At 73.6% G+C, this 22995-nt stretch carries 15 protein-coding genes; 9 read left to right on the top strand and 6 right to left on the bottom strand.

What is annotated here, in order from left to right; genetic code table 11:
• The first annotated feature begins 101 nt into the window (after positions 1 to 101).
• Positions 102 to 3233: an ExeM/NucH family extracellular endonuclease gene (locus H5V45_RS19905; protein ID WP_185254910.1), complete on the top strand. Its 3132-nt coding sequence runs from the start codon at positions 102 to 104 to the stop codon at positions 3231 to 3233.
• On the opposite strand, the gene H5V45_RS19900 is transcribed toward H5V45_RS19905, so the two are convergent.
• Positions 3220 to 5028, bottom strand: coding sequence for a glycoside hydrolase family 15 protein (locus H5V45_RS19900; RefSeq protein WP_185254909.1), 1809 nt, complete (start codon positions 5026 to 5028; stop codon positions 3220 to 3222). The two genes, H5V45_RS19905 and H5V45_RS19900, sit on opposite strands and share 14 nt — an antisense overlap.
• Before the next feature lie 34 nt (positions 5029 to 5062).
• Between H5V45_RS19900 and H5V45_RS19895 the strand changes: the two genes are divergently transcribed.
• Genes H5V45_RS19895 through H5V45_RS19885 form a run of 3 tightly spaced genes read left to right on the top strand, consistent with a single transcriptional unit; the run spans position 5063 to position 9717 of the window.
• Positions 5063 to 5548, top strand: a complete 486-nt coding sequence (locus tag H5V45_RS19895) for a CinA family protein (RefSeq protein ID WP_185254908.1) — start codon at positions 5063 to 5065, stop codon at positions 5546 to 5548.
• Between the two features lie 44 nt (positions 5549 to 5592).
• Positions 5593 to 5910, top strand: a complete 318-nt coding sequence (locus H5V45_RS19890; RefSeq protein WP_185254907.1) for a helix-turn-helix domain-containing protein — start codon at positions 5593 to 5595, stop codon at positions 5908 to 5910.
• Between the two features lie 18 nt (positions 5911 to 5928).
• A complete protein-coding gene (locus H5V45_RS19885; protein WP_221634662.1) occupies positions 5929 to 9717 on the top strand; it encodes a reprolysin-like metallopeptidase in 3789 nt (1262 codons plus the stop codon).
• On the opposite strand, the gene H5V45_RS19880 is transcribed toward H5V45_RS19885, so the two are convergent.
• From H5V45_RS19880 to H5V45_RS19870, 3 genes are read right to left on the bottom strand one after another with little or no spacing between them, the layout of a single operon-like run.
• Entirely contained in the window at positions 9714 to 10529 is an 816-nt protein-coding gene (locus tag H5V45_RS19880) for an Fpg/Nei family DNA glycosylase (RefSeq protein WP_185254906.1), read from the bottom strand. The genes H5V45_RS19885 and H5V45_RS19880 overlap by 4 nt on opposite strands.
• Positions 10522 to 15096: an ATP-dependent helicase gene (locus H5V45_RS19875; protein ID WP_185254905.1), complete on the bottom strand. Its 4575-nt coding sequence runs from the start codon at positions 15094 to 15096 to the stop codon at positions 10522 to 10524. Before H5V45_RS19875 ends, H5V45_RS19880 begins: the two co-directional genes overlap by 8 nt.
• 49 nt (positions 15097 to 15145) lie before the next feature.
• The gene (locus tag H5V45_RS19870; RefSeq protein WP_185254904.1) at positions 15146 to 15802 is read right to left on the bottom strand and encodes a VOC family protein; all 657 of its coding nucleotides are present in this window, start codon (positions 15800 to 15802) and stop codon (positions 15146 to 15148) included.
• An 88-nt stretch (positions 15803 to 15890) separates the two neighbouring features.
• Here H5V45_RS19870 and H5V45_RS19865 point away from each other — a divergent pair, with 88 nt between their 5' ends.
• Positions 15891 to 17357, top strand: a complete 1467-nt coding sequence (locus H5V45_RS19865) for a protein adenylyltransferase SelO family protein (RefSeq protein ID WP_185254903.1) — start codon at positions 15891 to 15893, stop codon at positions 17355 to 17357.
• 164 nt (positions 17358 to 17521) lie between these two features.
• Here the strand turns inward: H5V45_RS19865 and H5V45_RS19860 are convergent, their stop codons facing one another.
• Positions 17522 to 18670, bottom strand: coding sequence for an MFS transporter (locus H5V45_RS19860; RefSeq protein WP_185254902.1), 1149 nt, complete (start codon positions 18668 to 18670; stop codon positions 17522 to 17524).
• A gap of 71 nt (positions 18671 to 18741) precedes the next feature.
• Here H5V45_RS19860 and H5V45_RS19855 point away from each other — a divergent pair, with 71 nt between their 5' ends.
• From H5V45_RS19855 to H5V45_RS19845, 3 genes are read left to right on the top strand one after another with little or no spacing between them, the layout of a single operon-like run.
• Positions 18742 to 19686, top strand: coding sequence for an ABC transporter ATP-binding protein (locus tag H5V45_RS19855; RefSeq protein WP_425491467.1), 945 nt, complete (start codon positions 18742 to 18744; stop codon positions 19684 to 19686).
• Positions 19686 to 20501: an ABC transporter permease gene (locus H5V45_RS19850; protein ID WP_185254901.1), complete on the top strand. Its 816-nt coding sequence runs from the start codon at positions 19686 to 19688 to the stop codon at positions 20499 to 20501. The genes H5V45_RS19855 and H5V45_RS19850 overlap by 1 nt, the downstream gene beginning before the upstream one ends.
• Before the next feature lies 1 nt (position 20502).
• A complete protein-coding gene (locus H5V45_RS19845) occupies positions 20503 to 21315 on the top strand; it encodes an ABC transporter permease (protein ID WP_185254900.1) in 813 nt (270 codons plus the stop codon).
• Here the strand turns inward: H5V45_RS19845 and H5V45_RS19840 are convergent.
• Positions 21308 to 21796 carry a GNAT family N-acetyltransferase gene (locus H5V45_RS19840; protein ID WP_185254899.1) on the bottom strand — a complete coding sequence of 163 codons (489 nt, stop codon included), beginning with the start codon at positions 21794 to 21796 and terminating at the stop codon, positions 21308 to 21310. The genes H5V45_RS19845 and H5V45_RS19840 overlap by 8 nt on opposite strands.
• Positions 21797 to 21831: 35 nt before the next feature.
• On the opposite strand from H5V45_RS19840, the gene H5V45_RS21590 reads away from it, so the two are divergent.
• Positions 21832 to 22977, top strand: a complete 1146-nt coding sequence (locus H5V45_RS21590; RefSeq protein WP_221634660.1) for a class I SAM-dependent DNA methyltransferase — start codon at positions 21832 to 21834, stop codon at positions 22975 to 22977.
• The last annotated feature ends 18 nt before the right edge of the window (positions 22978 to 22995 follow it).

Genomic DNA, 22995 nt, shown 5'->3' with positions numbered 1-22995 from the left:
TTGGCCCGACGTTCGTCAGGTCGTGACGATCCGGTGTCGGACGAGCGGGTTAGGGTGACGCGTTCCGCCTCCCTTTCCTTCTCGGCCGAAAGGTTTCGCACGTGCTCTCCAACTCTCGGGAACCGGGCTTCACCCTGCCCTCAGCACGGAGGCTCGCCGCTACCGCGGCCGGCCTGACCCTCGTCTGCTCCGGCGTCGCACTCGGCGCCGCACCCGCGCAAGCAGCCGCCGACCACCTCGTCATCAGCGAGGCGTACGGCGGCGGCGGCAACTCCGGCGCGACGTACAAGAACGACTTCATCGAGCTCTACAACCCCACCGCTTCGGCGGTCGACCTGAGCACCTGGTCGGTCCAGTACCGCGGTGCCACCGGGACGGGGGCCGGCACCGTCACGAAGCTGACGGGCTCGATCGCTCCCGGCGGCCACTACCTGGTCCAGGAGGCGGCCGGCGCCGGCGGCACGACGGCCCTCCCGACGCCGGACGCCACGGGCACGATCGCGATGGGCGGCACCGGCTTCCAGGTGTGGCTGTCGAACGGTCAGACCGCGCTGACGCCGCCCGCGTCGAAGGTGCCGGCCGGCACCCCGGGCATCGTCGACCTCGTCGGCGCCAGCAGCGGCGCCTACTCCTACGAGACCGCCCCGGCGCCCGCGCCGTCCAACACGACGGCCGTCACCCGTGACGCCACCGGCACGGACACCGACAACAACTCCGCGGACCTCACCACGGCGGCACCCGACCCGCAGAACTCCGGCCCGGCCGCTCCGCCGCAGGAGCCCACGACCGTCGACAGGACGATCGCGGAGGTCCAGGGCACCGGCAGCGCCAGCCCCTACGCCGGCGACACGACCACCTACGTCCGCACCCGGGGCGTCGTCACGGCGGCGTACCCGAAGGGCGGCTTCTACGGGTTCGTCATCCAGACGCCCGGCACCGGAGCGGGCACCGACGCGACCCCGGGCGCCTCGGACGGGCTGTACGTCTACCAGACCTCCGGCGGCGTCGGGGCGAAGGTCGGCGACTACGTCGAGGTCTCGGGCCTGGTGTCGGAGTTCAGCGGCGGCCTGACCGAGCTGACCTACGACCCGAGCGACACCCGCTCCACGCTCACGGTCCTGCCGGACGCGCACGGCCCCGTCACGCCGCTCGCCGCGGACCTGCCGACCACCACGGCCGACCGCGAGGCGCACGAGAGCGAGCTGCTCGACCTGAGCGGCCAGCGGTTCACGGTGAGCAGCAACTACGCCACCAACCAGTACGCCGAGATCGGGCTCGCGACCGGCACCACCCCGCTCGTCGCCCCCACCGAGGAGTACGACGCCCAGGACACGGCCGCCATCGCCGCCGCGACCGCGGCGAACGCGGCGCGGGCGATCACGCTCGACGACGGCTCCAGCACCAACTTCCTGCCGTTCGGCGGGGGTGCCAACCAGGACATCCCCCTGCCGTGGCTGAGCCCCACCAACACGGTCCGGGTCTCCTCGGCCGCGACCTTCCGGCAGCCGGTGGTCCTGGACTACCGCAACAACACCTGGAAGCTGCAGCCCACCCACCAGGTCACCGACGAGGGCACCGACGTCGTGACCTTCAGCGACACCCGCGCGGAGAACCAGCGTCCGCAGGACGTCGGCGGCGACCTGACCCTGGCCACCTCCAACGTGCTGAACTTCTTCAACACCACGGGTGAGGACTACGTCGCCGGCGGCGCCGGTCGCAGCTGCACCTACTACGTCGACCGCGACGACCAGCCGGTCACCGACGACACCTGCACCCCCAACGGGCCGCGGGGCGCGGCGCAGGCCGACGACCTCGTCCGCCAGCGGGACAAGATCGTCGCCGCGATCAACACGCTCGACGCCGACATCGTGTCGCTGGAGGAGGTCGAGAACTCCGTCGCCCTCGGCGAGGCCGACCGCGACGACGCCCTGTCCGACCTGGTCGACCACCTCAACACCGCGGCCGGCGTCGACCGCTGGGCGTTCGTCCCGTCCCCGCCCGCGTCGGACCTGCCGCCCACGTCGGAGCAGGACGTCATCCGCACGGCCTTCATCTACGACCCCGCGACGGTCCAGCCCGTCGGGGTCTCGAAGGTGCTCGTCGGGTCGTCCGCGTTCAACAACGCGCGTGAGCCGCTGGCCCAGACCTTCAAGCCGAAGGGTGCGCCCGACCGGACGACCTTCGGCGTGATCGTCAACCACTTCAAGTCCAAGGGCTCCGGCGCCAACGACGGCACCGGCCAGGGCAACGCCAACCCCGACCGGATCGCCCAGGCGAAGGCGCTGGCCGCGTTCGCGGACCAGTTCACGGCCGAGCGCGGCATCAGCAAGCTCTTCCTGACCGGTGACTTCAACTCCTACTCGATGGAGGACCCGGTCCAGGAGCTCGAGAAGGCCGGCTACACCAGCCTGGAGTCCGACCAGGCCGACGAGTGGACGTACAACTTCAGCGGCTCCTCCGGCTCGCTCGACCACGTCTTCGCCAACGCGGCGGCGCTGGGTGACGTCACCGGCGTGGACATCTGGAACAACAACGCCGACGAGTCCGTCGCCTACGAGTACAGCCGGGCCAACTACAACGCCACGGACTTCTACGTGCCGAACCAGTTCCGTGCGTCCGACCACGACCCGGAGATCATCGGGGTCGACGTGCCGGGCTTCCCGGCGGTGGACACCACGACGGCGGCCACCTCGTCGCCGATGACGTACGGCACCGACGGGTCGGTCGCGGTCCAGGTCACCTCCACCGAGCCGACGACGGGCACGGTGACGCTGCTCGACGGCACCACCGAGCTCGCCTCGGCGCCGGTCGCCCAGGACGGCACCGCGACGATCAGCGTCCCGGGCACGGCACTGACGCCGGGCTCGCACGACCTGGTCGTGGCGTACTCCGGTGACGACAGCAACCACGCGTCGCAGGCGCCGGTGACCGTCGGGGTCGCCAAGGCCACGCCGACGCTCGCGCTGACGCTCACCCCCCGCAGCAGCATCCCGAAGAACACCCGGGCGGGGCTGGACGTGGGCCTCACGGCGCCGCAGCAGACGGTGACCGGGCAGGTCACCGTGCAGTCGGTCAACGGCACCCGGGTCGTGCAGCTCACGGACGGGTCCGCAGCCGTGGACCTCGGGGTGTTCAAGCAGGCCGGCACCTACGTCGTCACGGCGTCGTACGGCGGCTCGGACCTCGCCCGGCCGGTCACCCGTCAGGTCACCCTGACGGTCACGAAGAAGTAGGTGCCCGATCCACCTCGCCGGCGCCCTGCGCGTCGGCGAGGTGGATCGCCGCCTGCACCAGGGCCAGGTGGCTGAACGCCTGCGGGAAGTTGCCGGCCATCCGGCCGACGACGGGGTCGTACTCCTCCGACAGCAGGCCCACGTCGTTCACGAGCCCGACCAGCCGGTCGAACAGCGCGTGCGCGTCGTCGAGCCGGCCGGCCGCGGCGTACGCCGTCACCAGCCAGAACGAGCACGCGAGGAACGGGTGCTCCTCGCCGGCCAGCCCGTCGACGCCCGAGCTCGTGCGGTAGCGCCGGACCAGGCCCTCGTGGAGGAGGTCGGTCTCGACGGCGGCGATGGTCCCGAGCATCCGGGGGTCGTCCGGCGCGATCAGGCCGATCTGCGCGAGCACCAGCAGCGAGGCGTCGACCTCGGTGGTGTCGTAGTGCTGGGTGAAGGTGTTCCGCTCCTCGTCGAACCCCTTGCTCAGCACCTCCTCGCGCACCTCGTCGCGCACCCGGCGCCACTCCGCGACCGGCCCGGGCAGGTCGAACTCCTCGACGGCGCGGACCGCGCGGTCGAACGCCGCCCAGACCATGGCGCGGGAGTGCGTGAAGCGCTGCGGCTCGCCCCGGATCTCCCAGAGCCCGTTGTCCGGCTCCCGCCAGCTCGACACGAGCGTGTCGACCAGTGCTCGCTGGAGCGCCCAGGCGTTGTCGTCGGAGTGGCCGACCGCCTGCCGGGTGTGCTCGAGCGCGATCATCACCTCGCCCAGCACGTCGGACTGCCGCTGGTCGACCGCCCCGTTGCCGATCCGCACGGGCGCCGAGCCCTCGTAGCCCGGGAGGTGCTCGAGGGTGATCTCGGGCAGCCGGCGCGCGCCGTCGACGGCGTACATGATCTGGAGGTCGTCGGGGTCGCCGGCGACCGCGCGGAGCAGCCAGCTGCGCCACAGCCGGGCCTCCTCGGTGTAGCCCGAGCCGACCAGGGCGCTGAGGGTCAGGGCCGCGTCCCGCAGCCAGCAGTAGCGGTAGTCCCAGTTGCGCTCGCCGCCGAACTCCTCCGGCAGCGAGGTGGTCGGCGCCGCCACGATGCCGCCGGTCGCCTCGTGGGTCAGCATCCGCAGGGTCAGCAGCGATCGGCGCACGACGTCGAGGTGGGGGAGGTCGTCGCGGCAGCGCGCGGCCCACTCCTCGTCCTCGTCGATCGAGACGCGGACCCGGTCGTCGAGGTCGCCGAGGTCGTGGAGCTCGACGTGCGAGGGGACCCAGGTCGTCGAGAAGACGAGCTCGTCGCCCTCGTGGACGTCGAAGTCGTCGTTGTGCCGGTGGTCGGTCGCCACCGGCAGCCGCGGCCCGCGGAGGATCAGCTTGTCGGGCCCGCCGATCGCGGTGATCACCTTCTCGCCGCCGATCGTCTGGCGACGCACCCAGGGGCGGACCTTGCCGTAGTCGAGGCGGACCATCCACTCGTGGCGCAGGTGCACGGTGCCGCTCACCCCGCGGATGCGGCGTACGACGTCGGCCCGGCCGTCCCCGCGCGGCATCAGGTCGGTGAGCGTGACGACGCCGTCGGCGGTGGTGAAGGTAGTCTCGAGCACCGCGGACGCGCCGAGGTAGCGCCGGCTGACCTCGTAGTCCCCGTCGGGCCGAAACTGCCAGTGCCCGTGGTCCTCGGTGCCGAGGATCGCGGCGAAGCAGGCCGACGCGTCGAAGCGCGGCAGGCAGAGCCAGTCGATGGAGCCGTCGAGCCCGACGAGGGCGGCGGTGCGTCGGTCGCCGATGAGCGCGTAGTCCTCGATGGGCAGGGCCATGCGGTGAGGCTACTGACCCGCCTAGCATCGGCGCATGACCTCCGCGGACCGGCTGCACGCCCTGCTCCGCGAGCGCGCCGCGAGCGTGGCGACCGCGGAGTCCCTGACCGGCGGTCGCCTCGCGGCGCTGCTGACCGGCGTGCCGGGCGCGTCGGCGACGTACGTCGGCGGCGTGGTCACCTACGCGACCGAGCTCAAGGTCTCGCTCCTCGGGGTGCCCGAGGAGCTGGTGGCCGAGCACGGCGTGGTGTCGGCGCCCTGCGCCCGGGCGATGGCGGAGGGCGTGCGGCGGCTGACGGGAGCGACCTACGCCCTGAGCACGACCGGCGTCGCTGGACCAGACCGGCAGGAGGGCCATCCGCCGGGCACCGTCCACGTCGCGGTGGCCGGTCCGCGAGGCGTGGAGACGGCGGCGCTGGAGCTCAGCGGGTCCCGCGAGGCGATCCAGGAGCGGACCTGTGTCGAAGCCGTGACCCTCCTTGCCGCGATCCTCGTGAGGGAAGAAACCCCTCTCGGGTAGCGTTGGGCTCCACGTAGCAGGTGAGACCTCGGAGGGAGACGCGCATGGTGCTGTTCAGGCGGCTGCTCGGCGACGTCCTCCGCGACCAGCGGATGCAGCGCGGCATGACGCTGCGCGAGGTCTCCGCCGAGGCCCGGGTCAGCCTGGGCTACATCTCCGAGATCGAGCGCGGCCAGAAGGAAGCGTCCTCGGAGCTGCTCGCCTCGCTGTGCTCGGCGCTCGACGTGCCGCTCTCCGACGTGCTGCGCGAGGTCTCCGACGCGATCGCCGTCGAGGAGGCCGCCGCGGCCCTCGTGGCGACGCCGATCAGCGTCACCTCCCGCGCCGCCCGTGGTGGCGACGTGGTCGCCTCGGCCGCCTGATCCTGACACACTGCGGCCATGTCGTCGCTGCGGTCGTTCGTCGTCCTGGTCGTCCTCGCCGTCGCCGCCGTGCTGCTGCCGACGGCCCTCACCGCGCCGGCCCGCGCCGCCGCACCCGGCGGCTCGGACCTGTTCACGCCGCTGAGCGGCTTCACGGTCGGTGACGCCCCGCGCGGCGTCCGGACCCGGGTCACCCCGACGGCGTACGCCGCCTACCACCTCGACCTCGCGGGGGTGCGGGCGACGCTCGCCGGGGCGCGGGCCGCGGCCCCCGCCACGCTCCGCGTGCCCGACCCGAGCGGGGACCTGGTGCGCTTCCGGGTGCAGGAGGACTCGGTCATGGAGCCCGGCCTGCAGGCCCGGCACCCCGAGATCCGCACCTACGCCGGCCGCGGCGTCGATGACCCGACCCGGACGATCCGCCTGGACGTCACGCCGTCCGGCTTCCACGCCTCCGTGCGCGGTCCCGGCGGCGACCGGGCGTGGTACGTCGACCCGGCGTACGACCAGCGCGGCGCGACCACGCACCTGAGCTACTACGGCGCCGCCCTGCGCCAGCCGGAGGGCACCTTCGTCGAGCGCGACGCGGCCGACACGGCCGCGGCGCTCGCGGCCGCTCCCGCGGCGCCGACCGCGCAGCGGACCGCCGAGGTCCAGCGGCGGACCTACCGGCTCGCGTTCCTGACGGATCCGACGTACGCCGCCTACTTCGGCAGCGCGAACGTGCTGGCCGAGAAGGCGACGCTGATGAACCGCGTCAACCAGGTCTACAACGACGACCTCGCGATCAAGCTGGTCCTGATCGACGGCACCGACCGCCTCAACCTCGACACCGACGCGAAGGCGACCGGGCCCGACGGCCCGTGCGGCGCGAGCGCCTGCTTCACGGCGGACGACCTCGCCTCCTGCGGCGGCGGCACCCTGGACCGCAACGAGTTCGTGCTCGGGCAGCTGGTCGGCGCGGACACCTTCGACATCGGCCACATCGGCCTGGGCGTCAACGGCGGCGGGATCGCCGGCCTCGGCGTCGTCGGCGGGCCGAGCAAGGCCGACGGCTGCACGGGGCTGCCGTTCCCGAAGGGCGACTTCTACGCGATCGACTACGTCGCGCACGAGATGGGCCACCAGTTCGGCGGCAACCACACCTTCAACGGGACCCAGGTCAACTGCTCGTCGCTCAACCGCAACGGCGGCACGTCGGTCGAGCCCGGGTCGGGCTCCTCGGTGATGGCGTACGCCGGTATCTGCGGGCAGGACGACCTGCAGCGACACACCGACCCCTACTTCTCCCAGCGCAGCATCGACGAGATCAGCACCACCGCGGCCGCGGCACCGGGCACCAGCAGCGAGTCGCAGACGGTCGCGCTCGCCGGCTTCGACACCGACGGCGACTCGTTCCAGCTCACCTACCCCGGGCACGCGCCGGTGACCGTGGTGCGCGGCACCACGACGTACACCGCCCTCAACGTGTCCTCGCAGATCTTCCAGCTGACCGGCTGCCGTCCGGTGCTCAGCGGCTACGACTCCGACAGCCCCCAGCTCAGCGACGACGGCTTCGAGGCGACCTTCAACACCGGGACCGGCTGCCGGAACACCGACCTGTCGCGGCTCGGCATCGGTGCGGTCACGGGCGGGGTGACGGGCTTCGTCGGCGTGCAGGTCCAGGGCGGGCCGCGCACCAACGGCGGTACCGTCAACGCGACCGGCAACCACGCGCCCACCGTCACCGCACCCGCGGACCGCACCCTCCCGATCCGGACGCCGTTCACGCTGACCGGGTCGGGCGCGGACGAGGACGGCGACGCGCTGACCTACCTGTGGGAGCAGAACGACACCGGCAGCGTCTCCGTCGCGGGCGGCACCGCCCTTGTCAGCAACACCAAGACCGACGGCCCGCTCTTCCGGGTCTTCGGCACCGCCGCGCAGGTCTCCGACGACGACGCGCTGGTCTCGCCCTCGCCGGGGGAGAACCTCGCCGACGGCACCACCAGCCGGACCTTCCCCGACCTGACCCAGGTGCTGGCCGGCAACACCAACGCCGCCAGCGGGACCTGCCCCGCCGCCCCCGCCGACACCTCGGCCGAGGTGCCGGCCGCCACCGTGGACTGCTACTCGGAGTTCCTCCCCACCTCGAGCTACGGCAACTCGGTCACGGGCGGTGCGATGCACTTCCGGCTGACCGCGCGCGACGGCTTCCCGACCGGTGGCGGCACCGCGCACGACGACGTCGTGCTGACGACCTCCCCGAGCGCCGGACCGTTCCTCGTGACGTCGCGTCCCACCGCCGGGCAGCCGGCGCAGGGCGGGACGCCCGAGACCGTGACGTGGGCCGTCAACGGCACCGCGGCGGCGGGCCTGGCGCCGCAGGTGCGGATCCTGCTGTCGACCGACGGCGGCCAGACCTACCCCCGCGAGCTCGTGGCCGCGACGGCCAACGACGGGTCCGAGGCGGTCACGCTGCCGCAGGTGAGCACGAGCCACGCGCGGATCCGCGTCGAGGCCGTCGACAACTACTTCTTCGACGTCAACGACGCCGACTTCTCCATCGCCTCGACCATGTCGCTCGGCGACGTGCCGGACCAGTCGGCGCAGTACAGCCACCCCTTCGCCGCGCCGGTCACGGTCGACGCGACCTCGGCCAGCGTCGACGGCGACCAGCTGACCGGCACCCTCAGCGGCGTCGCCGGCCTGACGGTCACCCGCACGTCGGCGTCGGCGGACGGCGTCCGTCCGGGCACGGCGACCTTCACGATCAGCGGTCCGGTCCTCGCGCCGCCCGGCAGCCACGTCGGCACGCTCAGCGTGTCCGAGCCGGGCGCCGGGGGAGCGACCGCGACCGACGACTTCACCACGACCGTCACCCCGGACGCCGCTGGCGTGGCCTACACCGGCCCCACCTCGGCGACCACCGACGACGCCTCGGACCCGACGGCGACGGTCGCGCTGCGGGCCACCGTCAGCGACACGAGCCCCGAGGCGGGCGACGTCTCCCAGGCGACGGTCACGTTCGTCGACCGCGCGACCGGGGGTGAGCTGTGCACCGCGGGCGCCGACGCCGGTGGCGTCGCGACCTGCACCGCGGACCTCGCCGTCGGGGACGACGACACGACGACGTACTCCGTCGGCAGCGTGGTCGGCGGCAGCTACACCCGCAACGACCCGGCCGACGACGCCGACGTGACGATCCACCGGGGCGCCGCCGACACCACCGCCCCCGACACCGAGATCACCGCCGGTCCGGGCAGCTTCTCGCTCGCCCGCACGGCGACGGTCCGGTTCCGGGCCAGCGAGGCCGGCACCACCTTCCGCTGTGCGCTCGACGGCGCCGTCGTCGCCTGCTCCGGCGACCGCGTCCGGGTCACCGGGCTGTCGGCCGGCCGCCACGTCGTGACGGTGGCGGCGCGGGACGCGGCCGGCAACCTGGACCCGAGCCCGGCCCGGCGCGTGTTCGCGACGCCGTACGACACCTCGGCGCTGGGCCGCTCCCCGCGGGACTGGACGCGGCACCGGAGCCCGAAGAGCTACCACCACGGCTACCTCGAGGCGACCTCGAAGGGCGCGCAGGTCTCGCTGAAGGGCAAGCGCTTCACCGACGTGGCGCTCGTCGTCTCCACCGGTCCCGGGCTCGGCCGGGTCGCGGTCCTGGTCGCCGGGAAGCGGGTCGGGACCGTCTCGCTGGCCTCGGCGCAGCGGCACGTGAAGGTGCTGGTCCGGGTCGCGACGTTCGGTGCGCCCCGCTCGGGCAAGGTGACCGTGCGCGCGCTGAGCAAGCGGCCGGTGCGGATCGAGGGGCTGGGCCTGCTCTAGCCGGTCCGGCCCGGGGCCGCGGGTGCGGGCTGGCAGGACGGGCACCAGTACGCCGCCCGCTCGCGCCCCGGGACGCCGAACATGTCGACGGCGATCGGGGTGCGGCACCGCCGGCACGGGCTGCGGTCGCGGCGGAAGACCCACATCCGCTCGCGCTCGCGCAGGTCGCCGGTCGTCGACTGGATCGCCCGCTCCTTGTTGAGCTCGAGCATCTGCTTGGCCCGCCGGACGAGCCGGGTCAGGTCGGGCACGTCGCCGACCGGCAGCGTCGGGTGCACGCCGCTGATGAAGCAGAGCTCGGCGCGGTACATCGTGCCGATGCCGGCCAGCCGGGTCTGGTCGAGGAGCACCTCGCCGATCGGCAGGTCGTCGTGCTCGTGCAGCCGGCGCAGCGCCTCGGCCTCGTCCCAGTCCGGTCCGAGCAGGTCGGGGCCGAGGTGGCCGACCACGTCGTCCTCGGCGGACCGCTCGATCAGCTCGACGATGCCGAGCGAGAAGCCGACGGCGACCTTGGTGTCCGTGTGCAGCACCACCCGGGCCTGGTGGACCGGGCGCGGCCACTTCCTGCCGTGGTCGAGGACCCGCCACGCGCCCTCCATCTTGAGGTGGGTGTGCAGCGTCCAGGACTCGCTGCCGCGGTCGACCCGGGTGAGCAGGTGCTTGCCGCGGGAGACGGTGCCGACGACGGTGCCGCCGCTGAGGTCCGCGGTGGCGTGCTGCGGAACGCGGAAGTCGCTGCGGACCAGCTCGTGGCCCGTGAGCGAGCGGTCGAGCAGCCGCCCGGCGCGATAGACGGTGTCACCCTCAGGCACGGAGTCGCAGCCCCCTCGGCGTGGAGACGAAGCCGGCGGCCTGCAGCGCCTGGCGCAGCGGGGTGTCGCCCGAGCCCAGGAGCTGCTCGCCGTCGGCCTTCTCGACGGTCAGCTTGCCCAGCGAGCCCCGGCGGGCCGCCTCGGCGAGCGACTCCGCGGCCGGGGTGAGCCGGTCCGCGTCGTCGCTCCACGTGAGCAGGGTCCGGCCGCCGCGCTCGACGTACAGCACGAGGTCGCCGTCGACCAGCACCACGATCGCGCCGGCCTTGCGGCCGGGCCGGTGGCCGCTGCCCTCCGGCCAGGGCAGGGCCGCCCCGAACGGGTTGGCGGGGTCGGTCGCGGCCAGCGCGACGGCGACGGGCTTGGCGTCGGGCGGCACCTCCGAGAACGTGCGCAGCCGGTCGATCGCACCGGACGTGCCGAACTGCGCGGCACCGAGCCCGTCGACGAAGTAGCCGCGCCGGCAGCGGCCGGAGTCCTCGAAGGCGGAGAGCACCTTGTAGACGGCGGCGAAGCCGCCCGCCACGCGCTCGCTCATCACGGCGCCCCGGATCACCACGCCGTGGCGGTCCAGCAGGCGCTCGGCGGTCGCGTGCGCGCGCCGGGTGGGGTCGGTGTCGAGCTCGGGCAGCAGCGCCCACCGGCCCGCGGTCTCGGGCGGACCGGTGCGGGCCGGCATCCGACCCCGGGCGCCGGTGGTCGACGACATCCGCAGCCGGGGCGGGGGTCGCTTGCTGCGGTGGCTCGGGGTGCCGGCGCGGGTGAGCGCGCGGAGCGGCGTGAGGGTGTCGTTGCTGATGCGCCCCGACCAGACGAGCTCCCACAGCGCGGCGGACAGCGCCCGGTCGTCGGTCGACTCCACGGCCTGCGCGAGCTGGCGGAAGAACCACGCGCCGCCGGGGGCGAGCGCGTCGAGGACCGCCTGGTGCAGCTCGGAGTGTTCGAAAGGGGTGGGGTCGGGCAGCGTCAGCGCGGCCTGGTCGGCGAGGTGCAGCGAGACCCAGCCGTCGGCGCCGGGCAGCGCGGCGTGGCCGGCCCAGAGGACCTCGCCGCTCGCCGTCAGCTCGTCGAGGTACGACGGCTCGTAGTCGCGCACGCGGGCCGCGAGGATCAGTGGCTCGAGCGCGGAGGCGGGCACCGGGCAGCCGGCGAGCTGGTCGATCGCGCTCAGCACGCCGTCGACCCCGCGCAGGCCGCCGCGCCCGCCGGTGCCGGCCGCCGCGACGTGCTGCCAGGCGGCCAGGAAGCGGCCGAGGGCGGACGGGTCGACCGGCTCGACCTCCTTGCGGAGCCGGGCCAGCGAGCGGCGGCGCAGCTTGCGGAGCACCTCGGCGTCGCACCACTCCGAGCCGGAGCCGGCGGGACGGAACTCGCCGTCGAGCACCCGTCCCTGCGCCGCGAGGCGCTGGAGCGTGTGCCGGACGACCGCGGCACCCAGCCCGAGCCGCTCGGCGACCTGGTCGGTCGTGAACGGGCCGTGGGTGCGGGCGAAGCGCGAGACGAGGTCGGCGAGCGGGTCCTCCACCGGGTCGGCGAAGGCATCGGGGGTGCCGGGCGGCACGGGGACGCCGAGCCCGTCGCGCAGCCGGCCGATGTCCTCGATGGCGGTCCAGCGCTCGTCGCCGCCCATCCGGACCTGCGTGACGCGGCGTACGTCGGCGAGGGCCTGGAGCCAGGCGGCCGGGTCGCCGTCGACGACCGAGCGGGCGGTCACCTCCGCCGTCGAGAGCGGGCCGAGCATCCGGAGCAGGTCGGCCACGCCCTCGGCGTCGCGGGCCAGCCGGTCGGGGGCGAGCCGCTGCAGCTCGGCCTCCACCTCGGCGAGCACCTCGGGGTCGAGCAGCTCGCGCAGCTCGGCGCGGCCGAGCAGCTCGGCGAGCAGGCCCTGGTCGAGCGACAGCGCGGCGGCCCGGCGCTCGGCGATGGGGGAGTCGCCCTCGTAGACGAACTGGGCGACGTACCCGAAGAGCAGGCTGCGGGCGAAGGGCGACGGCGCGTGGGTGGCGACGTCGACGACGCGGACCTCGCGGCGCTCGACACGACGCATCAGGCCGACGAGCGACGGCAGGTCGTAGACGTCCTGGAGGCACTCACGGACGGCCTCGAGCACGATGGGGAAGGAGGGGTACTTGCTGGCGACCTCGAGCAGGGCGGCCGCGCGCTGGCGCTGCTGCCAGAGCGGGGACCGGCGGCCGGGGTCGCGGCGGGGGAGCAGCAGCGCGCGGGCCGCGCACTCGCGGAAGCGTGCGGCGAAGAGGGCCGAGCCCCCGACCTCCTGGGTGACGAGGTCGTCGATCTCGTCCGCGTCGAAGACGATCACCTCGCCGCCGGGTGCCTCCGCGTCGGTGTCGGGGATCCGGATCACGATGCCGTCGTCGGAGGCGACCGCCTGGCCGTCGACGCCGTACCGCTCGCGCAGCCGCGCGTTGATCGCCAGCGCCCACGGCGCGTGCACCGGGGTGCCGTAGGGGGAGTGAACGACCAGGCGCCAGTCGCCGAGCTCGTCGCGGAAGCGCTCGACGAGCAGGGTGGTGTCGCTCGGCAGGATGTTGGTCGACTCGAGCTGCTCGTGGAGGTAGGTGACGAGGTTGCCGGCGGCCCAGTCGTCGAGGCCGTTCTCGCGGGCGCGGGCCTCGGCCTTGTCCTTCGGCAGCGCACCGAGCTCGCGGGTGAACGCGCCGATCGCGGCGCCGAGCTCGGCGGGGCGGCCGAGGGCGTCGCCCTTCCAGAACGGCAGCCGCCCGGGGATGCCGGGTGCGGGCGTGACCAGGACCCGGTCGTGGGTGATGTCCTGGATCCGCCAGCTGGTCGCGCCGAGCGCGAAGATGTCGCCGACGCGGGACTCGTAGACCATCTCCTCGTCGAGCTCGCCGACGCGCTTGCCCGGCCCCTCGCCGCCCACGAGGAAGACGCCGAAGAGGCCGCGGTCGGGGATGGTGCCGCCGCTGGTGACGGCCAGCCGCTGGGCACCCGGCCGGCCGGTGAGGGTGCCGGTAACGCGGTCCCACACGATCCGGGGCCGCAGCTCGGCGAACTCGTCGGAGGGGTAGCGGCCGCTGAGGAGGTCCAGCGTGGCGTCGTACGCCGAGCGCGGCAGCTGGGTGAACGGCGCGCTGCGACGGACCAGGGCGTAGAGCTCATCGGCGTCGACCGCCTCGAGCGCGGTGACCGCAACGACCTGCTGGGCGAGGACGTCGAGGGGGTTGGTCGGCACCCGCAGCGACTCGATCGAGCCCGAGCGCATCCGCTCGACCGCCACGGCGGTCTGGGCGAGGTCGCCGCGGTGCTTGGGGAAGAGCACGCCGCGCGAGATCTCGCCGACCTGGTGACCGGCGCGCCCCACCCGCTGCAGGGCGCTGGCCACGCTGGGCGGGGACTCGATCTGGATGACCAGGTCGACCGCGCCCATGTCGATGCCGAGCTCGAGCGAGCTGGTCGCGACGACCGCCGGGAGGCGGCCACGCTTCAGGTCGTCCTCGATCAGGCCCCGCTGTTCCTTGGAGACCGAGCCGTGGTGGGCCTTGGCGATGACCGTCTCGGCGCCGGAGGTGGCCCCGGACTGCGCCATGATCTCGGCGGGGGAGCCGTTCGCCGGTCGAGGAGGTTGCGCAGCAACCGTCTCGAGACCAGCGGCTCGCTCCCCGGCCCGGGTCGTCGCGATCTCGTTGAGCCGCGCGGTCAGCCGCTCCGCGAGGCGGCGCGAGTTGGCGAAGACGATCGTCGAGCGGTGCGCCTCGATCAGGTCGACGACGTTCTCCTCGACGTGCGGCCAGATGGAGGTGTTGCGCGCCCCGTCCTCGGCGTCCTCGTCGAAGGCGCCGCCGTCGGGCGCGGTCATGTCCTCGACCGGGACGACGACCTCAAGGTCCCACTCCTTGGCCGACGGGGGCGCCACGATCTCGACCGGCGCGGTGCCGCCGAGGAAGCGGGCCACCTCCTCGAGCGGACGCACGGTCGCGCTCAGCCCGATCCGTTGCGCCGGCTTCTCGAGCAGCGAGTCGAGGCGCTCGAGGGTCAGCGCCAGGTGGGCCCCGCGCTTGGTGCCGGCGACCGCGTGCACCTCGTCGACGATCACGGTCTCGACGCCGCGCAGCGACTCGCGCGCCTGCGAGGTGAGCATGAGGAACAACGACTCGGGCGTCGTGATCATGATGTCCGGCGGGGCGGTCACGAGCTTGCGGCGATCGGCGGCCGAGGTGTCCCCGGACCGCAGACCCACGCTCACCTCGGGCACGGATGCGCCGAGCCGGTCGGCAGTGTGCCGGATCCCGGTCAGCGGCGCACGCAGGTTGCGCTCGACGTCGACGGCCAGCGCCTTGAGCGGTGACACGTAGAGCACCCGGCAGCGCTTCGTCTTGTCGTCGGGACGCGGCTCCGTCAGCAGGCGGTCGATGGACCAGAGGAACGCGCTGAGCGTCTTGCCGGACCCCGTCGGTGCCACCACCAACGCGTGCCGACCCGCGCCGATCGCCTCCCACGCGCCCGCCTGGGCGGGCGTGGGCTCGGCGAAGGCAGCCGCGAACCACGTGCGCGTGGGTTCGCTGAACCGGGCGAGGACATCGGGCACGGGCCCATCCTTGCCGACGGCACCGACAGTGGGGGTACGGGCCGGCTCGCTACGAGTCGGGCAGGGGAGCGCCGTCCGGCCAGGCGGCGACGCAGACCTTGTTGCCCGAGGCGTCGGAGAGGATCCACGCGCCGGGGGCGTTCGAGTCGTCCACCATGCGGCCACCGGCCGCGACGGCCGCCGCCACCCGCGCCTCCGCCTCGTCGCGGGCCAGCGAGACGTCCACGTGCATCGCGTGCCGCAACGGCTTGTCGGGATCGAGGTCCTGCATCCACACGGTCGAGCCCTGGCCGAGGGGGTCGAGGCAGTTGTCGTCGTGCAGGCTCGCGTACCCCAGGACCGTCCGCCAGAAGCCGAGGTCGATCGACTCCGGCCTGGCCGCGATCGCCAGCTGGACCTCGTGGACGGCTCCCCGGTCGGCCGTCGCGCCCCGCTGCCGCGCCACCGCCGAGATCGTGCGCGCGACGTCGACGTGGTCGGCCTCCGTGCCCCACATCTCCCGGGTGAGCTTGACCGTCAGGCGGTCCGACGCGGCGCTCAGCACCGTCCGTGGGGGCAGGCCCTCGACGTCGGCCACCGCGGCTGCCAGGAGCGCGGCCTCCTGCAGGCTGTCGACGCGGAACACCGCCGTTGGACCGCCGTGGAGCACCACCCAGTCGTCGACGTCCTCGGCGGCGAGGAACTGCCGCCACCCCTCCTCGCTCATGCCCGGCATCGTAGGCCTCGACCGGCGCCCACGCGCCGTACCTCGTCGCGGTGGTGACCCGCTCCGACCGGCCCGTACGCTCGAGGACGTGAGCGTCGTACCCGCAACCACCATCGCCCTGAGCGCCCGCTTCGCCGGCGACCTGCCGGAGATGGCGGTGCCGTGGCAGGCCGAGGAGGCACCGGACCCGCAGCTGCTGGTGCTCAACGAGCCGCTGGCGCGCGAGCTCGGTCTCGACCCGGAGCACCTGCGCTCGCCCGAGGGGCTGGGGCTGCTGACCGGCACCGTGGTGCCGGAGGGGGCGCGGCCGGTGGCGCAGGCGTACTCCGGGCACCAGTTCGGCGGCTTCTCGCCGCGGCTGGGGGACGGGCGGGCGCTGCTGCTGGGGGAGCTCACGGGTCCCGACGGGCAGCTGCGCGACCTGCACCTGAAGGGCTCCGGACGGACGCCGTTCGCGCGCGGGGGCGACGGCCTGGCCGCGGTCGGGCCGATGCTGCGCGAGCACGTGATCAGCGAGGCGATGCACGCGCTGGGCATCCCCACCACGCGGTCGCTCGCGGTCGTGGCGACCGGGCGCACGATCCGGCGCGAGACGCTGCTGCCGGGTGCCGTGCTGGCGCGGGTGGCGAGCAGCCACCTGCGGGTGGGCAGCTTCCAGTACGCCGCGGCCTCGGGTGACGTCGCGCTGACGCGCCGGCTGGCCGACCACGCGATCGCGCGCCACCACCCGGCCGCTGCGGACGCGGAGTCGCCGTACCTCGCCTTCTTCGACGCCGTCGTCGCCGCCCAGGCCGCGCTCGTCGCGCGGTGGATGCTGGTCGGCTTCGTGCACGGCGTGATGAACACCGACAACATGACGATCTCGGGGGAGACGATCGACTACGGCCCGTGCGCGTTCCTCGACGCCCACGACCCCGCGACGGTCTTCAGCTCGATCGACGAGCAGGGCCGCTACGCGTTCGGCAACCAGCCCGTGGTCGCGGAGTGGAACCTCGCCCGCCTCGCCGAGTCGCTGCTGCCGCTGCTGGACGACGAGCAGGAGCGGGCGGTCGAGATCGCGGTCGCGTCGCTGGGCCGGTTCCGTGTGGCGTACGCCGACGCCTGGTCCGCCGGCATGGCGGCCAAGCTCGGACTCCCCGCGGGGCTCTCCGCCGACGTGGCATCCGGGCTGGTCGACGAGCTGACCGGGCTGATGGTCGCTGGGCACGTGGACCACACGGGCTGCTTCCGGGCCCTGGGCGCCGCGGCGGCCGGTGACCTCGAGCCGGCGCGCGGGCTCTTCCTCGACCTCGCGGGCTTCGATGCCTGGCTCGCGCGATGGCTGGCGGTCGCGCCGTCGGCTGCGACGATGGACCGGGTCAATCCCGTCTACGTCCCGCGCAACCACCTCGTCGAGGAGGCGCTCACGGCGGCGACCGGGGGAGACCTCGGACCGCTCACCACCCTCCTGGACGTGCTGGCGCAGCCGTTCGACGAGCGGCCCGGTCTCGAGCGCTTCGCCCAGCCCGCCCCGGGCGACTTCGGCGCGACGTACCGGACGTTCTGCGGCACCTGAGGGCGGCTGTCGGCCGGGCCGGCGGTGGGGTAGCCACCGTTCTTGCCGCGGTTTCGGTGGACAGGTCACCGCTGCGCGGGCGCGCTGCGGGTCGGCGGTGGGTGGGCCACCGTTCGAGCCGGTGATCCGGTGGCCTGGTCACCGCCCCCGGCGAGCGCCCGCCATCACAGCCGCGCCCGCGCCTGCTGCACGGCCAGCACGCCGCACGTCACGGCGAGCACGCCGAGCCACACGGACACGTCGGCCACGGACGCCAGCGCGGCGAGCAGGAGCGGCACGCCGAACCCGACGTACGCCGTCGCGTAGAACGCCGCCGACACGGTCCCGAGCCGGCCCTCGGCCGCGACGGTGGGCAGGCGGGCCAGGCCGCTGGCGAGCGAGAGTCCGCCGCCGGCCCCCAGGACCACCGCGGCCGGGACGGCGAGGAGCAGCAGCGCGGGCACGGCGGCCGCGACGGCCGTGAGGGCGAAGCCGACGAAGCCGCAGGCGGCGGCGACGGGGGCGGTGCGCGCACCGAGCCGGCCCTGCAGGGGAGCCGCGAGGCTGCCGGCGCCGAGGGTGGCGCCGGCGAGCAGGCCGGTGAGCGCGACCGGCGCCGCGGGCAGGCCGATGAGCACCGGCACCCCGGCGATCGCGCTGGCGGGGAAGGCGTAGACGCACACCGCGAGCGGGGCGACGACGAGGACGGCGGCCGAGAGCCGGCCGGGGAGAAACGGGCTGCGCGAGACCACGTCATGCACGTCGACGGCCCGCGGGACCAGCGTCTCGGTGACGGTCCAGGCGGCGGCCAGGGCGAGCAGCAGCGCCACCACGTGCAGGAGGTACGGCAGGATCAGCGGCCACGGCCCCCACTGCCCGATCAGCCCGGCGATGGCGGGCCCGATCGCGAAGCCACCGGTCATCGCGACGGCCGCGGTCCGCGGGCCCGACCGGCTGCCCTCGCGCACCGCCGCCTCGACCAGCCAGGCACTGCCGACCGTGAACACCGCGCCGGCACCGGCGCCCTGCAGGAAGCGGACGAGGAACAGCAGCGGCTCGTGGTGCGCCACGGTGACGTAGAGCAGCGAGGTCAGCGCCGAGAACAGGGTGACGGGGATCGCCACCCGGCGCCGGCCCCAGCGGTCGGCGGCCGGCCCGGCCAGGGCGACCGCGGGCATCAGTCCCAGGGCGTACACCCCGAACAGCGCCGTCACCGACGTCGACGACATGTCGAGCTCGGCGCGGTAGACGAGCAGCAGGGGAGTGGGGATGTTCGTCCCGGCCGCCGCCGCGAGCAGCAGCAGTCCCAGGCGTCGCTCCGAGCTGCGCGTCATCGCGCCACCGTAACGTGGTCGTGACGCAAACCCGTTCGGCACTGTCGTCGCAGGAAGTTAGGGTGCCGCTCGTGCCTGAGAACGATTCGATGATCCATGCCCGCGGGCTCCGCAAGTCCTTCGGCGACTTCGAGGCCGTGAAGGGCATCGACGTGACCGTGCGACGCGGCGAGGCCTTCGGGTTCCTCGGCCCGAACGGCGCCGGCAAGTCCTCCACGATGCGGATGATCGCGGCCGTCTCGCCGATCAGCGGCGGCGAGCTGCGGATCCTCGACATGGACCCCGCCAACGACGGTCCCGCGGTGCGTGCGCGCCTCGGCGTGTGTCCCCAGGAGGACACCCTCGACACCGAGCTGACCGTGCGCGACAACCTCTTCGTCTACGGCCGCTACTTCGGCCTGCCGCGCAAGGAGGTGCGCGCCCGGGTCGACGAGCTGCTCGAGTTCGTCCAGCTCACCGAGAAGGCCGACGCGATGGTCGACGACCTCTCGGGCGGCATGAAGCGCCGCCTCACGATCGCGCGCAGCCTGATCAACGGTCCCGACCTGCTGCTGCTCGACGAGCCGACCACCGGCCTCGACCCGCAGGCCCGTCACGTCGTGTGGGACCGGCTCTTCCGCCTCAAGCAGCAGGGCGTGACCCTGGTGCTGACCACCCACTACATGGACGAGGCCGAGCAGCTGTGCGACCGCCTCGTCGTCATGGACAAGGGCGTGATCGTCGCGGAGGGCTCGCCGCTCGAGCTGATCCGCACGCACTCCACCCGCGAGGTCGCCGAGCTCCGCTTCGGCGTCTCCCGGGAGGGTGACACCCACGAGGCCCTCGCCGAGAAGGTCGCCGACCTCGGCGAGCGCGTCGAGGTGCTGCCCGACCGGCTCCTCGTCTACGGCCACGACGGCGAGGAGATCATCGCCAAGGTGCACGAGCGCGGCCTCGAGCCGGCCGTCACGCTCGTACGCCGCTCCACCCTCGAGGACGTCTTCCTGCGCCTCACCGGCCGGACGCTGGTCGACTGATGGCCGACAGCAGCACCCAGGTCGGTCCGCCGACGAACGTCCTCGCCGGGGCGGCCCGCCTCTTCGACTACTGGGCGATCGCCTACAAGCGCACCTGGAAGGGCAGCGCGATCTCGTCGTTCGTGACGCCGCTGCTCTACATCCTCGCGATGGGCGTCCTGCTCGGCGGCTTCATCAAGGGCGACCCCAGCAAGCTCGAGGGCGCCACGTCGTACCTCTCCTTCGTCGCCCCCGGCATGGTCGCCGCACAGGCGATGACGACCGTCTTCGGCGAGGTGACCTACCCCGTCATGGGCATGATCAAGTGGCACAAGACGTACTTCTCGATGATCGCCACCCCGCTCGGCGTGCCCGAGGTGATCCTGTCCCACCTGGCGTTCGTGCTGTTCCGGGTCGCCACCACCTCGGCGGTCTTCATCGCGGTGATGGCCTGCTTCGGCGTCTTCTCCTCGGTGCCGGGGGTGATCGCGGCGTTCTTCGTGCAGCTGCTCATCGGCCTCGCGTTCGCCACGCCGCTCTACGCGTTCTCCGCCGGCCTCAAGGACGAGAGCGCGTTCTCGCTGGTCTTCCGGCTCGGCATGATCCCGCTGTTCCTCTTCTCGGGCGCGTTCTTCCCGGTCTCCAACCTGAACGCCGTCATGGAGTCGCTCGCCCGGGTCACGCCGCTGTGGCACGGCGTCGACCTCACCCGGATGCTCACGCTCGGCGTCGTCGACTGGTCAATGGTGGCCGTCCACGTCGCCTACCTCGGCGTGCTCGCGCTGGCTGGCTGGCTCTGGGCCGTCCGCCGCCTCGGCCGCAGGATGGTGCTCTGACATGGCGATGCTCACGACCTCCGTCGGTCGCGCGGCCGCCTCCCCGGTCTCGGCCGGCGAGGCCACCGGCCTGCTGCTCTACCGCAACTACCTGGCCTACCGCCGCGCCTGGTACATCTTCGTCAGCGGCTTCCTCGAGCCGGTCTTCTACCTCTTCTCGATCGGCGTCGGCGTCGGCCAGCTGATCAGCGGCTTCGAGTTCAACGGCCAGACGATCCCGTACGCCGAGTTCGTGGCGCCCGGCATGCTCGCCGCGTCCGCGATGAACGGCTCGCTGCTCGACTCGACCTTCAACTTCTTCTTCAAGCTGAAGTACAACAAGCTCTTCGACCAGATGCTGGCGACGCCGCTGACGACGATGGACATCGCGCGCGGCGAGCTGAGCTGGTCGCTGCTGCGCGGCGGCATCTACTCCGCGGCGTTCCTCATCGTCATGGTCGCGATGGGCCTGGTGTCGTCGTGGTGGGCGCTGCTGGTGGTGCCCGCGACGCTGCTGATCGGGCTCGCCTTCGGCGGTGTCTGCATGGCGCTCACGACCTACATGCGCAGCTGGCAGGACTTCGAGTTCGTCACCCTCGCGACGCTGCCGATGTTCCTGTTCTCGGCGACCTTCTTCCCGATCACGGCCTTCCCGACCGCGGTGCGGTGGATCGTCGAGCTCACGCCGCTCTACCGCGGCGTCGTGCTGTGCCGCGAGCTCACGACCGGCGCGCTCAGCTGGGGCTCGGTCGCCAGCGTCGTCTACCTCGTCGCGATGGGGCTGGTCGGCCTGATGATCGTGCGCCGGCGCCTGGACAAGCTGCTGCTCACCTGAGCCGCAGCGCGAAGAGCTCGGTGTCGATCCAGCGGCCGAGCTTGAAGCCGACCTCGGGCAGCACGCCCACGGACGCGAACCCGCACGCGCGGTGCAGCGCGGCGCTCGCGGGGTTCGGCTGCGCGACGACCGCGACCACCAGGTGCACCCCGTCCGCGCGCAGCAGGTCCAGCAGGGCGTCGTACAGCTGCCGGCCCACCCCACGGCCCTGGGCCGCGGGCGCGAGGTAGACCGAGGACTCCCGGGTGCGGGCGTACGCCGGGCGGGGGCGGTACGACGACGAGTAGGCGTAGCCCAGCACGGCGCCGTCGGCCTCGGCGACGAGCACGTGGTCACCCGGCTCCGCGCTCGCGAGTCGTGCCGCCCAGTAGGCCGGCGGTGGCGGCTCGACGTCGAAGGTCGCGATGCCGTGCGCGACCTGCTCGTCGTAGATCGCCGAGATCGACGGCAGGTCCTCGGGGGTGGCCGGGCGTATCCGCATGGCGCCATTCTCGCGGGGGTTGGCAGGATGGGCGCATGGACATCGAGCCGGACACCAAGGACTGGACGTGGGTGCTCGACCGCCCCTGCCCGGACTGCGGCTTCGTCGCGGCCGACGTGCCGGTCGGGCGCCTGCCGCAGGAGATCCTCGACAACGCGGCGTCGTTCGCGGTCGCCCTCGCCGGGCCCGAGGTCACCACGCGCCCGACGCCGGGGACCTGGTCGGTGACGGAGTACGCCTGCCACGTCCGCGACGTCCACGTCCTCTTCGACCAGCGCGTCCGCGCGATGCTGGACGAGGACGAGCCGCACTTCGCCAACTGGGACCAGGACGAGACCGCTCGCACCGAGCGGTACGACCGGCAGGACCCCGCCGACGTCGGGCCGGCCCTGCTGGAGGCGGCCGCCGCCGTCGCCGCGACCTACGCCGCCGTGCCCGAGCGCGGCGCCGACGCCTGGGGTCGCCGCGGGGTCCGCAGCAACGGCAGCGAGTTCACCGTCGAGAGCCTCGGCCGCTACCACCTGCACGACGTCGTCCACCACCTCCACGACGTGGCCCGGGCCGCCCGGCACGCCACCGTGGCGTCGTACGACGCGAGCGCGGTCGCCTTCGCCGACGGGGTGGGCCTCTCGGCCGACGTCGAGGCGATGGCGGCGCGCTTCGCCGCGGGCCTGGCGCCCGACGCCCGGGTGCTCGAGATCGGCAGCGGTCCCGGCCACGACGCGGCCCTGCTGGAGCGGCTCGGCCTGCACGTGCGCCGCACCGACGTCAGCCGCGGCTTCGCCGAGCTGATGCGCGCCGACGGACACCGTGTCGACGTCCTCGACCCGCTCGTCGACGACCTCACCGACCCCGAGCGCCCCGGGACGCCGTACGACGGCGTCTGGGCGAACGCCTCGCTGCTCCACGTGGTCCGGCCCGACCTCGTCGTGGTGCTGCGGCGGCTCGCCGACGTCACCCGGCCCGGCGGCCTGTTGGAGGTCACCCTCAAGGAGGGCGACGGCGACGCGTGGTCGACGCACGGGCACGTCAGCGGCCCGCGGCACTTCACCTACTGGCGGCCCGAGCCGCTGCGCGCCGTCCTGGCCGCCGCCGGCTGGGAGGTCGCGACGATCGAGCAGCGCGAGGGCTGGAACGGCACCCGGTGGCTCGACGTCCGCGCCACGAGGGCCGAGCGATGAGGACGGGGCGATGAGGCA

The organism is Nocardioides luti, assembly GCF_014212315.1.
Lineage (GTDB): Bacteria > Actinomycetota > Actinomycetes > Propionibacteriales > Nocardioidaceae > Nocardioides > Nocardioides luti.
This window is presented reverse-complemented; position numbering and strand designations above follow the sequence as displayed.